Raw genomic sequence first — 12,836 nt, forward strand, 5'->3', positions numbered from 1 at the left:
AGAACAACATGAGCGCTTAGCGGCGAGCGCTCTCAGCAGTTTCTATAAGCAGCAATAAGGCTGCATTACCGCCCCATTCTTTAGGTGCTTGGTGAAAAGCAATAATATCAGGATGTTGGGCAAGCCAAAGTGGTGTTTGCTGCTTTAAAACATGTTTACCATGGCCGTGCATAATGCAGGCGCAATAGACATTTTCACGCTTACAGGCCGCAATGAGCGCGCCAATTTCTTGCTTTGCTTCCATTTGTGTTAAGCCATGTAAATCTAAAAACAACTCCGGAGCGTAATCGCCGCGGCGAAGTTTTTTTAATTCATAAGGGTTAGCATCGGGCCTTAAATAACGCGTTGGGCCTTCATTTTCAAGTTGAGGTTGAAATTCATCTGAAAAATAAAAGGAGGCGTCAACCTGTTCCTGTATGACTTTTTTATTAGATGGTTGTGTCACTTTGGCGCGGACAGGTGCGTGCAGGACTTGGTCCTGACGGATTTTTTTTGCTCCATTAATGGCTTCTTTGAAAAGACGAATATCTTCATCTTCTAGACCAAATTTTTTCTTCATAATTTTACTAATATGTTTTTGTGATTAATTTTTCTGGTTGGTAGTGTAACTCATTTTTGATGAATGGTCATAATCGTAGATTGTTCGTGCGAAGTAACATATTTATAACCTTTTTACAGGTAAGCATTGACAAAAGGGGACTTGCTAGTCTAATTGTATATACATATCTATACGATTTATTAATGCAATGAATAAAACTGAATTCAACAACAATAGGAAAAACGATGGTATTCAAAACACACTCTCGGGATGTCGTTTGGCGTAATGGCCGTATTGCCACTATGGACCCAGTACTATCAGCCCCTTATGGACTGATTAATCACCATGATTTAGTTGTTCGTGATAATAAAATAGTTGCAATTGTTCCTACTCAAAATATTGAATTGAATGACTGCGAACTTATTGATGTTGAAGGTAAATTAATAACCCCTGGATTAATCGATTGCCATACACATTTAGTTTTTGGCGGTGACCGAGCTTCTGAATGGGAACAGCGAATGAATGGGGTTTCTTATGAAACTATTAGTGCGCAAGGTGGCGGAATTAATTCGACTGTACGTGAAACCCGCAAAATGAGCGAGAACGAATTATTTGAGCGGGCAAAGCCAAGGCTCGAAGCATTAATTCAAGAAGGTGTCACAAGTATTGAAATGAAATCAGGCTATGGGCTCGACTATGAAAATGAAGAGAAACAATTATTAGTCGCAAAGCAGTTATCTGCACAATATCCTATTTCAGTCAGTTCAACATTGCTTTCTGCTCACACCGTCCCCGCTGAATATAAAGATAAACCTGATGAATATATTGATTTGATTTCCCAAAAAATCATGCCTGAATTATGGGAAAAAGGCTTGTTTGAGGCAGTAGATGTCTTCTGTGAAAGTGTGGGGTTTTCCCTCGCTCAAAGTGAAAAGTTATTTTCAGCGGCTCAGAAATTAGGGATCCCAGTAAAAGGGCATGTGGAGCAGTTATCAAACTTAGGTGGGAGCGAACTGGTTGCCCGCTACAAAGGTTTGTCGGTTGACCATATTGAATATTTGGACCTAGAAGGGATTAAAGCACTTAAAGCGAGCGGAACCGTAGCCGTCTTATTACCGGGGGCATTTTATTTTTTACGGGAAACCAAACTACCACCAATTGAGCTGTTACGGGAACATGACGTTCCTATGGCGGTTTCAACAGATTTTAACCCAGGAACCAGTCCTTTTGCCTCATTGCGTATTATTATGAATATGGCGGCCGTATTATTTAAACTGACACCTGAAGAGATATGGGCTGGGGTGACACGTAACGCGGCTAAAGCGTTAGGCCGTGAAAATAGCCATGGACAATTGAAAGCGGGCTTTATTGCAGATTTTGTTGTGTGGAATGCGCAAGAGCCCGTAGAAATGATTTATGAACAAGGGAGTAACCCACTGTTCATCAGAGTACATGAAGGCAAAATTACCCATCGTAATGGGTGAAATGGGTGAGTCGCAGTTTTAACTATAACAATAATGAATAGCGGTGAATGAGGTTGTTTGCCGCTTTTGACCCTAAAAGTTTGCTGTTTTTTGTTTGTTTTTATTAAAATTGCATCGTTTAATTATGTTAATGCTTAATAATTAAGCATGATGTTTTTATTCGCGACTGTCAGGATAAAAAATGTCCGATAGCACTAAGGTCGTGTTGTATGCTATTCAACGAATAGCATATTAATACTTAAGATTTTAATCATTAAATTGGAAATGACTGTGACAGCCGATAAAAAGGATAAACAAGGGGCACCGCTCCCGCTATATTTGCAGGTAAAACAATCAATAATTGAAAAGATCCACACCGCAGAATGGCAAGCAAATGACCGTATTCCATCCGAGTCTGAGCTCGTGACACAGTTTCAATGTAGTCGAATGACGGCTAACCGGGCACTACGTGAATTAACCGCTGAAGGGTTATTGGTTCGCTTGCAAGGTGTGGGAACCTTTGTGGCTGAGCCAAAAGGGCAATCTGCACTATTTGAAATACACAGTATTGAAGCGGAAATACTGGCAAGAAACCACAAATACAGCTGTAGGATAATTAAGCTCGAAGAAATTCAAGCGTCACCTGCGCTCGCAAATGAGTTAAATATCAGCCCAGATACCATGGTGTTTCATTCGATTATTGTCCATTTAGAGAATGATGTTCCTGTTCAAATTGAAGACAGATATGTCAATGCGTTAGCGGCTCCGGATTACTTACAGCAAAATTTTTTATCGATTACACCACATGATTATTTGTCTCAAGTTGCTCCTTTAACACAAGGGGAGCATATTGTGGAGGCCGTGGAGGCAGATGAACGTTCCGCGAGGTTATTGCAAATTAATACAGGTGCATCTTGCTTGTTAATTACAAGACGTACTTGGTCTCAGTCCTTTACGGTGACAAGTACAAAATTATTGTTCCCGGGTCATCGATATAAGCTGAAAGGCAGTTTCACGTCATAAGTTTTTTTCACCACGTCAAAGTATGGGCGGAACGATATAAAGCATATTTTCCGCTTATCATCTCGAGTGCATGCCTTCTTTACCTATTTTGTGTGAATTTATTGTAAATCAAATGTGATCTAGCATGCAGATTTAGAATAAAGAAAATACAGCAAAATATCAGGTGATTTATTTATTTCATTGTTTTATTTGATTAAAAATATTTTTATATCATATTTTTTTAATCTTTATGTTAAAAGATTAATTGATCGTACATGTATATACAACTATATCTATAGGAACAAGAAAGGTAGCTAATGGACAGATAAAAGAGGGTATACAAGTGACAGCATTGAATAATAAATATCGAAATATCGAAATTAGGGCACCGAGAGGGAATACATTAAATGCCAAAAGTTGGCTGACAGAAGCGCCACTACGCATGTTAATGAATAACCTTGACCCGGATGTTGCAGAAAACCCTCATGAATTAGTGGTATATGGCGGTATTGGGCGTGCAGCACGTAATTGGCAATGCTATGACCAAATTGTCGAGTCCCTGAAGCAGCTTGAGAGCGATGAAACACTACTGGTTCAGTCAGGTAAGCCTGTCGGTGTTTTCAAAACCCATGAAAATGCGCCACGTGTTTTAATCGCCAATTCAAATCTGGTACCACATTGGGCAAACTGGGAGCATTTCAATGAATTGGATGCGAAAGGCCTTGCCATGTATGGGCAAATGACCGCAGGTAGCTGGATCTATATCGGCAGCCAAGGCATTGTTCAAGGAACGTATGAAACCTTTGTGGAAGCCGCTCGCCAGCACTTTAACGGTGATTTAACTGGGCGTTGGGTCTTAACTGCAGGGCTTGGTGGAATGGGGGGAGCCCAACCTCTTGCTGCCACACTGGCGGGTGCCTGCTCATTGAACATTGAGTGCCAACAAAGCCGTATCGATTTCCGTTTAAGAACTCACTATGTGGATGAACAAGCGACTGACCTTGATGATGCGTTAGCGCGTCTGAAAAAATACACATCGGAAGGAAAAGCCATTTCTATTGCACTATGCGCCAATGCCGCTGAAATTCTTCCTGAGCTTGTCAAACGTGGGGTGAAACCGGATATGGTGACCGATCAGACAAGTGCTCATGACCCTTTGAATGGTTACTTACCCATTGGTATGAGCTGGGAAGAGTACCGTGAACGCAGTGTTCAAGACCCGCAAGCCACTGCATTGGCTGCAAAAAAATCTATGGCTGAACATGTTAAAGCGATGCTGGCATTTAAACAGCAAGGCATTCCCACCTTTGATTATGGAAACAATATCCGCCAAATGGCACTGGAAATGGGCGTAGAAAATGCGTTTGATTTCCCCGGTTTTGTACCTGCTTATATCCGCCCGCTATTTTGTCGCGGTGTTGGTCCATTCCGCTGGGTTGCGTTATCAGGAGATCCTGAAGATATCTATAAAACAGATGCGAAAGTGAAAGAGCTGCTGCCGGATGATAAGCACTTGCATCGCTGGTTGGATATGGCTCGTGAACGTATTAGTTTCCAAGGTTTGCCAGCGCGTATTTGCTGGGTTGGCCTTGGGGATCGCGCTAAATTAGGTTTGGCATTCAATGAGATGGTAAGAAGCGGTGAGGTTTCAGCGCCGATTGTTATCGGCCGTGATCACCTAGATTCAGGTTCAGTGGCCAGCCCAAATCGTGAAACGGAATCAATGAAAGATGGTTCTGATGCAGTTTCAGACTGGCCATTACTCAATGCGTTATTAAACACAGCCAGTGGGGCGACGTGGGTATCTTTACATCACGGTGGTGGCGTAGGTATGGGCTTCTCTCAGCATTCTGGAGTGGTAATTGTGTGTGATGGAACGGATGAAGCAGCAGAGCGCATTGCCCGAGTACTGCACAATGACCCTGCAACTGGTGTCATGCGCCATGCCGATGCAGGCTATGACATAGCTATCGCATGTGCGCAGGAAAAAAATCTTAATTTACCGATGATTAAAACACGTTAAGGAGTGCCATTAATGACTAAGTTAACTATTCACCCAGGAAAAATGACACTCGAAGACCTGCGTATTGTTTTCCAACAATCGGTAACAGTGGCATTAGATAAACGCGCTCACGGTGCTATCGAGAAAAGTGTTGCGACGGTCAATAAAATTATTGAAGAAGATAGAACCGCTTATGGTATCAATACCGGCTTTGGTTTACTTGCTAATACGCGTATTGCGACTAAAGATTTGCAATCATTACAACGATCTATTGTGATGTCTCACGCTGCTGGTGTGGGTGAACCGTTAGATGATGACCTCGTGCGCTTAATCATGGTACTCAAAATTAATAGCTTAGCTCGTGGTTTTTCAGGGATCCGCCTTGAAGTTATTAATGCCTTGATCGCATTAGTGAATGCGCAAGTTTATCCATTTATTCCTGCGAAGGGGTCAGTGGGGGCTTCTGGCGACTTAGCACCATTGGCTCATATGAGTTTAATTCTGTTAGGCGAAGGAAAGGCGCGTTATGAAGGCAAATGGATTTCAGCGAAAAAAGCGTTAGAAAAAGCGGGGTTAGCACCTCTAAAATTGGAAGCCAAAGAAGGTTTAGCCTTATTAAACGGCACGCAAACATCGACGGCTTTCGCGTTGAAAGGGTTATTTGAGGCAGAAAAATTGCTGCTATCTGGCATTGTTTGTGGTGCGCTGAGTGTTGAAGCCACACTGGGCTCTCGCAAACCCTTCGATGCTCGAGTTCAAGAGGTTCGAGGACAAAAAGGGCAAATTGATGTTGCGGCGATGTTCCGTGATGTTTTATCACCGACCAGTGAATTGGCGAAGTCCCATGAAAACTGTGTGAAAGTGCAAGACCCCTATTCATTACGTTGTCAGCCGCAAGTGATGGGCGCTTGTTTAACCCAAATTCGCCAAGCTGCTGAAGTGATATTAATTGAATCGAATGCTGTGTCGGATAACCCGTTAGTCTTTACCGATAATGGCGATATTATTTCAGGCGGTAACTTCCATGCAGAACCTGTTGCTATGGCAGCCGATAATATTGCGCTGGCATTAGCAGAAATCGGTGCGTTATCCGAACGTCGCATTGCATTACTGATGGATACCCATATGTCACAGTTGCCACCTTTCTTAGTGAATAACGGAGGGGTTAACTCAGGATTTATGATAGCTCAAGTCACTGCGGCTGCATTAGCGAGTGAAAACAAAGCATTAGCCCACCCTTCGAGTGTTGATAGCCTGCCGACATCAGCCAACCAAGAAGACCACGTATCGATGGCGCCTGCGGCGGGTCGTCGTTTATGGGAAATGGCAAAAAATGTCACGGGTATTTTAGCTATTGAATGGCTTTCAGCGTGTCAGGGAATGGATTTCCGTGAAGGTTTGAAGTCGAGTGAAACCTTGGAGAAGGCACGTAAAACACTGCGTGACCAAGTGGCTTACTATGATAAAGACCGTTATTTTGCCCCTGATATTGAAGCGGCAATTAATTTAATTAACCAATATAAACTGTCTGCGCTGTTCAAGGCTGGCGCTGTTTTCCCTAACTAGTTTATCAAGCAAATAAAAGGTGGTCGGCAATGTACTGGCCACCTGAAGTATTTATCTGCACGACAATAAAATAATACGAAGGATAAATCATGCAAAGCACATCACAACTTGCGCGAGGGCTTTCTGCGCGTCACATTCGATTTATGGCTTTAGGTTCTGCGATTGGTACAGGTTTATTTTATGGTTCAGCTAAAGCAATAGAAACCGCTGGGCCTGCGGTATTACTCGCTTATATTATCGGCGGTGCCGCTGTATTTATGGTCATGAGAGCACTGGGTGAAATGGCCGTCCACCGGCCACTTGCGGGATCGTTCTCACAGTACGCTAGCCATTATTTAGGGGCTAGAGCCGGTTTTTTTGCGGGTTGGACTTATGTTTTTGAAATGCTCATTGTTTGCTTGGCGGACGTGACAGCATTTGGTGTGTATATGAAACTGTGGTTTCCTGAGGTTGCGCAGTGGATCTGGGTATTGAGCATTATTTTCTTTATTGGTGCAATAAACTTATGCCATGTGAAAACTTTCGGCGAAATGGAATTTTGGCTGTCAATCATTAAAGTTATCGCGATTATTGCGATGATTGTTGGTGGTGCCGCTATTATGATGTTTGGTTTTGGCCAAGCGGCTGATCATGCGGTTGGGGTATCAAACTTATTTATTCACGATGGGTTTATGCCAAATGGTATTGGTGGGGTGATTGCGTCCTTTGCCGTGGTGATGTTTGCGTTCGGGGGAATTGAAGTTATTGGCATTACAGCGAGTGAAGCGAAAAACCCTGAAACCACGATTCCAAGAGCGATTAATGCCGTGCCAATTCGTATCTTACTGTTTTATGTCCTGACTTTATTTGTCTTGATGTGCATTTACCCATGGAACCAAATTGGGCAGCAAGGTAGCCCGTTTGTGCAAATTTTCGATAGTTTAGGTATTCAATCTGCAGCGAATATCTTAAATATTGTGGTGATCACTGCGGCAATTTCGGCAATTAACAGCGATATCTTTGGTGCTGGGCGTATGATGTATGGCATGGCACATGAAGGACAAGCACCGAAAGCCTTTACTAAGCTGACAAAAAATGGTGTGCCTTGGATGACGGTATTAGTGATGGTCGCGGTATTGCTGGTGGGTGTGGTATTGAACTATGTCATCCCTGATGATGTGTTTGTGGTGATTGCGTCAATTGCGACTTTTGCAACGATTTGGGTATGGTTGATGATCTTACTGTCGCAGTTTGCAATGCGCAAAAAAATGTCGCCAGAAGAAATTAGCCAATTAAAATTTCCTGTACCTATGTGGCCTGTTGCTCCTATTTTAGCCATCGCATTTATGGTATTTGTTTTTGGTGTTTTGGGATATTTTGAATCGACACGAATTGCATTATATGTCGGCGTTGTTTGGTTAGTATTGCTGACTATCGCCTATGCACTTTGGGTAAAAAAGCCAGCGAAAGAGGCGGAAGTGGTACTGCAAAACGAAAGTTAGTATCGTGACTTCTTTACTGAACTGGTTATTTTTCTTCACGCCCTTTAGCTAAAATAAAGGGCGTTTTTACGACCAAATATGCTTCAATAAGCGCGATAACCAGATTTCCTCAGCAAATTTTATTACATTAATCTGCTGATTTGTCTTTCACTTCGTGGCAAACTTTAGCTATTCATATATTCCCTTTCAAAATACAGGCTGGAGAACCCCTTCTTGGAAAAGATTTTCGTTGATGAAGCCGTTGCAGAACTTCATACCATTCAAGATATTTTACGTTGGACAATGAGCCGCTTTAATGCTGCCAATGTGTACTATGGTCACGGTACAGATAACCCATGGGATGAGGCGCTACAATTGGTGTTACCAACACTTTACTTGCCTCTAGACCTGCCCGATGAACTATTAACATCCCGCTTAACGCCAACAGAACGCCACCGCATTATTGAGCGTGTCTTGCGACGTATTAATGATCGTATTCCGGTTGCATATCTGACTAATCGCTCATGGTTCTGTGGCCATGAATTTTATGTTGATGAACGAGTGCTTATCCCTCGCTCGCCAATTGGTGAATTAATCAATAATCACTTTGTTGGCTTAGTGGCGGATGAACCTCAAACTATTCTTGATTTATGTACCGGAAGTGGTTGTATTGCGATTGCTTGTGCTTATGAATTCCCTGATGCAGAAGTCGATGCGGTTGATATTTCAAGTGATGTGCTAAGCGTTGCTGAGCAAAATATTGCTAATCATGGTTTAGATCACCGGGTGATACCGATTCGCTCTGACTTATTCCGTGATATGCCAGAGGTCAAATATGACCTGATCGTGACAAATCCACCGTATGTTGATGCGGAAGATATGGACGATTTACCAGAAGAGTTTCGTGTCGAACCTGAATTAGCACTTGCTGCCGGAAGTGATGGTTTGAAACTGGTGCGTCGTATTTTAGCGAATGCACCGCGTTTTCTGACGGAAGAAGGGGTGTTAGTGTGCGAAGTGGGTAACAGCATGGTTCATCTGATTGAACAATATCCTGAAATTCCATTTATTTGGCTGGACTTCGAATACGGCGGTGATGGTGTGTTTATGTTAACTCGTGAACAACTTGTTGAGCATCACGCACATTTTGAGCTTTATATCGATTAATCAACAGTTGCGTGATGTTCTAAGATCATGTAATCAATAATAACGACACAACGATATAATAATTAACAACCAAAATTCTTGATAAAACAAGAATGGCTTAGAATAGGAAACTCCGATGGCAGGAAATTCAATTGGGCAACTGTTTCGTGTGACCACATTTGGCGAGTCACATGGCATTGCATTAGGTTGCATCGTCGATGGGGTTCCCCCAGGTTTAGCATTGACAGAAGCCGATTTACAAAAAGATTTAGACCGTCGTCGCCCGGGAACATCACGTTATACGACTGCGCGCCGTGAACCTGATCAAGTGAAGATTTTATCGGGTGTCTTTAATGGTGTGACAACCGGAACTAGCATTGGCTTACTCATTGAAAACACTGACCAACGTTCGCAAGATTATGGTGCAATCAAAGACGTGTTTAGGCCCGGCCATGCAGATTACACATATGAACAAAAGTATGGTCAGCGTGATTATCGTGGTGGTGGTCGCTCATCAGCACGTGAAACGGCAATGCGTGTTGCAGCAGGTGCGATTGCGAAAAAGTATTTACAAGAAAAGCTTGGCGTGCAAATTCATGGATGCTTAACACAAATGGGATCAGTCGCATGTGAAATTAAAGACTGGTCAATTGTCGAAGAAAATCCATTCTTTTGTCCAGATCCTAGCAAATTAGAGGCTCTTGATGAGTTATTGCGCGGTTTAAAGAAAGAAGGTGATTCGATTGGCGCTAAAATTACCGTTATTGCAGAGCATGTGCCTGCGGGCTTAGGTGAGCCGGTATTTGACCGTTTAGATGCCGATCTCGCTCACGCGTTGATGAGTATTAACGCGGTGAAAGGTGTGGAAATTGGTGATGGCTTCGGTGTTATTGCGCTCAAAGGCAGTGAAAACCGTGATGAAATTACCCGTAATGGTTTCACATCAAACCATGCAGGCGGTATCTTAGGCGGTATTAGCAGCAGCCAGCCTATTATTGCGCATATTGCGTTAAAACCGACATCCAGTATTACCGTTTCAGGTAAAACACTCAACCGTGATGGCGAAGAAGTTGAAATGATCACCAAAGGGCGTCATGACCCTTGTGTGGGAATTCGTGCAGTGCCGATAGCAGAAGCAATGATGGCGATTGTTCTAATGGACCACTATTTACGTCATCGTGGTCAGTGCTCGGATGTAACGCCAGCAATGAAACCGTTTGAATAATCGGTTTTACTGTGTTTTATGTAGTGACAACGGAGCGGCCTAGTAGGTCGCTTTGTTGATGATGAAGGTTCGGATGAAGCCTCCTAAAAATACCTCATCTAGGTTGTGATATTACCAAAGCTGTTTGGCGATATATTCACATCAACATCATGATATTTCTTCTCTTTGGATAGTAAAATGGATTGGCTAACAGCCGTTGCTCCTGAAGTTTACGCTTTACTCTTCTTTGTTGCGCTATTTGCAGGGTTTATTGACTCCATCGCGGGTGGTGGTGGGCTATTAACGATCCCAGCTCTGTTATCCGTGGGAATCACACCAGTTGAAGCGTTAGCAACCAATAAATTGCAAGCTGTTGGCGGTTCGTTTTCTTCAACACTCTATTTTGTCAGGCGCAAAGCCATAGATTTACGAGAACAATTGTTTCCGTTCATTATGACCATGATTGGTGCCATGTTGGGTGCGATTGTCATTCAAATGATTGATACCGCGTTCTTAAAACAACTGTTGCCTATCTTGGTGATTTGTGTCGGTTTATACTTTTTATTAACGCCATCAATCGGTGTGCAAGACCGCCAACAACGTATCAGCATGCCATTTTTCGGGGTAGCAATTGGGATGACACTGGGTTTTTATGATGGTGCATTTGGCCCCGGAACCGGTTCATTTTTGGCGTTAGGCTATGTTCTGCTGCTCGGCTATAATCTTGCTAAAGCCACCGCCCACGCGAAGTTACTTAATTTTGCCTCTAATTTTGGCTCTTTAGTATTCTTTATTATCGGGGGTCATGTTCTTTGGGCCTTAGGTTTTGTTATGCTAATCGGTCAAATGGTTGGCGCTCGTTTAGGTGCGCGTTTGGTCTTAACCAAAGGACAAAAACTGATCAGGCCAATGATCGTGGTGATTTCGTTACTGATGAGTATTAAGTTACTCCATGATAGCCATGGTGACGTGATTAAAGCTTGGTTTCTCTCATTATTTTAAGATGATTTAAATTATTCATGAGTACACATAATTATCAGGATCTAATCAATATCTTTGATGAATGTTTTGGTGTGACATATAACACCAGGTTGGTAAAAGGGGATGATGAACCCATTTATTTACCTGCTGATGAGGCTGTGCCTTATCACCGTATCGTATTTGCACACGGTTTTTTCACCAGTGCGCTGCATGAAATCTCACATTGGTGTATCGCAGGGGAAGCAAGGCGCCAGCAAGTCGATTACGGCTATTGGTATTGCCCAGACGGTCGAGATGAAAAAACACAGTGTGAGTTTGAAGTGGTAGAGATTAAACCTCAAGCGCTAGATTGGCTGTTTTGTGTTGCTGTTGGCATTCCATTTAATGTCAGTTGTGACAACTTAGAAGGGGATTTTGAGCCTGACCGCATTGCGTTTATGCGCAAAGTTCATGCGCAAGTGATGCTTTATTTAGAAAATGGTATCCCTGAACGCCCATTACGCTTTATTAATGCGTTACAATTGTTTTACAATACGCCACCTCTTTGTGCAGAAGCTTTTCCTTATCCGGAAGATATTTTTGCCTAATGAACACATTTAAGTAAGGATTAAGCATGCTTGCGGATTTAGAAACACGCATACTAACGAAGATTGATGATATGGTTGAGCACGCGAGTGATGATGAACTCTTCGCTGGCGGCTATTTGCGTGGTCACTTAACCCTTGCTGTGGCTGAGCTGGAAGAAGAAAACGAAACCAGCTCTGAAGCATTATATCAACGTGTCGAAGTCAGTATTCAAAATGCCATCAAAGCTGGAGAATTGACACCACCAGACCAAGTACTGGTATTAGATATGTGGAAAAACTTATTAAATAACGCAATTTAATTTGTAATGTTATACATTGAAAGCGGGGAAACCCGCTTTTTTGTTAGCTAAATTTTGTTGTGAGTAAAAATTATGGCGAATATTCGTTTAGCAACCCCCTTCGATGCCAAACATCTTCCTGCCGTGGAAATTTCTGCAGGGCAGACATTCACGAGTATCGAAAAATATCAATGGCTTGCCGAAGGTGATGGGCAAACAGAGCAAGACCACCTCGATTTTATTTCCGAGCAATTAGAATGGGTTGCGGTGAATGATTGCGATGAACCAATTGGTTTTATCAATGCTGAAGATCATCATACTAGCCTACATATTTGTGAGGTTTCTGTCTGCCAGCAATGGCAAGGGCAGGGTTTGGGTAAAAAGCTGATTAAGCAGGTTCTTGATGCCGCTTTGGCACGGAATATCACGGTAGTGACATTGACCACTTGCCGTGATGTGCCTTGGAATGCACCTTATTACCAACGCTTAGGTTTTAAAATTCTTGCAATTAATGAGTTAACCACCGAGTTACAGGCTATTTTACAGTCTGAAGTCGAGGCGGGGTTTGCCGCTGAAGACCGTTGTGCAATGGCTATCTCATTAACATAA

Annotated in this window: 12 protein-coding genes; 11 read left to right on the forward strand and 1 reads right to left on the reverse strand. The window is 42.8% G+C overall.

Annotated features, from left to right (window positions below; translation table 11 throughout):
• Positions 1-16 precede the first annotated feature (16 nt).
• Complete coding sequence (gene smrB, locus P3L37_RS07265; RefSeq protein WP_004912393.1) at positions 17-559, reverse strand: endonuclease SmrB; 543 nt, start codon at positions 557-559, stop codon at positions 17-19.
• 224 nt (positions 560-783) lie between these two features.
• On the opposite strand from smrB, the gene hutI reads away from it, so the two are divergent.
• From hutI to P3L37_RS07320, 11 genes are all read left to right on the forward strand, one after another.
• Positions 784-2,022: an imidazolonepropionase gene (gene hutI, locus P3L37_RS07270; protein WP_109911526.1), complete on the forward strand. Its 1,239-nt coding sequence runs from the start codon at positions 784-786 to the stop codon at positions 2,020-2,022.
• Positions 2,023-2,286: 264 nt separating this feature from the next.
• Entirely contained in the window at positions 2,287-3,024 is a 738-nt protein-coding gene (gene hutC, locus P3L37_RS07275; protein WP_042851623.1) for a histidine utilization repressor, read from the forward strand.
• Positions 3,025-3,346: 322 nt separating this feature from the next.
• Positions 3,347-5,026 (forward strand): urocanate hydratase, encoded by a 1,680-nt coding sequence (gene hutU / locus P3L37_RS07280; RefSeq protein ID WP_109911527.1) that lies wholly within the window; start codon positions 3,347-3,349, stop codon positions 5,024-5,026.
• Positions 5,027-5,038: 12 nt separating this feature from the next.
• Positions 5,039-6,571 carry a histidine ammonia-lyase gene (gene hutH / locus P3L37_RS07285; RefSeq protein ID WP_109911528.1) on the forward strand — a complete coding sequence of 511 codons (1,533 nt, stop codon included), beginning with the start codon at positions 5,039-5,041 and terminating at the stop codon, positions 6,569-6,571.
• 89 nt (positions 6,572-6,660) lie between these two features.
• Complete coding sequence (locus tag P3L37_RS07290) at positions 6,661-8,052, forward strand: amino acid permease (protein ID WP_004912378.1); 1,392 nt, start codon at positions 6,661-6,663, stop codon at positions 8,050-8,052.
• A 213-nt stretch (positions 8,053-8,265) separates the two neighbouring features.
• Positions 8,266-9,198, forward strand: coding sequence for a 50S ribosomal protein L3 N(5)-glutamine methyltransferase (gene prmB / locus P3L37_RS07295; protein WP_004912375.1), 933 nt, complete (start codon positions 8,266-8,268; stop codon positions 9,196-9,198).
• A gap of 115 nt (positions 9,199-9,313) precedes the next feature.
• A complete protein-coding gene (gene aroC, locus P3L37_RS07300; RefSeq protein WP_109911529.1) occupies positions 9,314-10,402 on the forward strand; it encodes a chorismate synthase in 1,089 nt (362 codons plus the stop codon).
• Positions 10,403-10,579: 177 nt separating this feature from the next.
• On the forward strand, positions 10,580-11,383 hold the full coding sequence (locus P3L37_RS07305; protein WP_004912371.1) for a TSUP family transporter: 804 nt from the start codon (positions 10,580-10,582) through the stop codon (positions 11,381-11,383).
• 17 nt (positions 11,384-11,400) lie between these two features.
• A complete protein-coding gene (locus P3L37_RS07310; protein ID WP_109911530.1) occupies positions 11,401-11,949 on the forward strand; it encodes an elongation factor P hydroxylase in 549 nt (182 codons plus the stop codon).
• 26 nt (positions 11,950-11,975) lie between these two features.
• Positions 11,976-12,248 (forward strand): YfcL family protein, encoded by a 273-nt coding sequence (locus tag P3L37_RS07315; RefSeq protein WP_004257217.1) that lies wholly within the window; start codon positions 11,976-11,978, stop codon positions 12,246-12,248.
• A gap of 72 nt (positions 12,249-12,320) precedes the next feature.
• On the forward strand, positions 12,321-12,836 hold the full coding sequence (locus P3L37_RS07320) for a GNAT family N-acetyltransferase (RefSeq protein WP_109911531.1): 516 nt from the start codon (positions 12,321-12,323) through the stop codon (positions 12,834-12,836).

Origin of the sequence: Providencia sp. PROV114 (assembly GCF_032704305.1) — a bacterium.
Lineage (GTDB): Bacteria > Pseudomonadota > Gammaproteobacteria > Enterobacterales > Enterobacteriaceae > Providencia > Providencia rettgeri.

Excerpts from the sequence above, each read along its gene's own strand:
- P3L37_RS07315 (WP_004257217.1), top strand. The coding sequence starts at position 11,976 with ATGCTTGCGGATTTAGAAACACGCATACTAACGAAGATTGATGATATG.
- P3L37_RS07290 (WP_004912378.1), top strand. The coding sequence starts at position 6,661 with ATGCAAAGCACATCACAACTTGCGCGAGGGCTTTCTGCGCGTCACATT.
- hutI (WP_109911526.1), top strand. The coding sequence starts at position 784 with ATGGTATTCAAAACACACTCTCGGGATGTCGTTTGGCGTAATGGCCGT.
- smrB (WP_004912393.1), bottom strand. The coding sequence starts at position 559 with ATGAAGAAAAAATTTGGTCTAGAAGATGAAGATATTCGTCTTTTCAAA.
- P3L37_RS07305 (WP_004912371.1), top strand. The coding sequence starts at position 10,580 with ATGGATTGGCTAACAGCCGTTGCTCCTGAAGTTTACGCTTTACTCTTC.
- P3L37_RS07320 (WP_109911531.1), top strand. The coding sequence starts at position 12,321 with ATGGCGAATATTCGTTTAGCAACCCCCTTCGATGCCAAACATCTTCCT.
- hutC (WP_042851623.1), top strand. The coding sequence starts at position 2,287 with ATGACTGTGACAGCCGATAAAAAGGATAAACAAGGGGCACCGCTCCCG.
- aroC (WP_109911529.1), top strand. The coding sequence starts at position 9,314 with ATGGCAGGAAATTCAATTGGGCAACTGTTTCGTGTGACCACATTTGGC.
- P3L37_RS07310 (WP_109911530.1), top strand. The coding sequence starts at position 11,401 with ATGAGTACACATAATTATCAGGATCTAATCAATATCTTTGATGAATGT.
- hutH (WP_109911528.1), top strand. The coding sequence starts at position 5,039 with ATGACTAAGTTAACTATTCACCCAGGAAAAATGACACTCGAAGACCTG.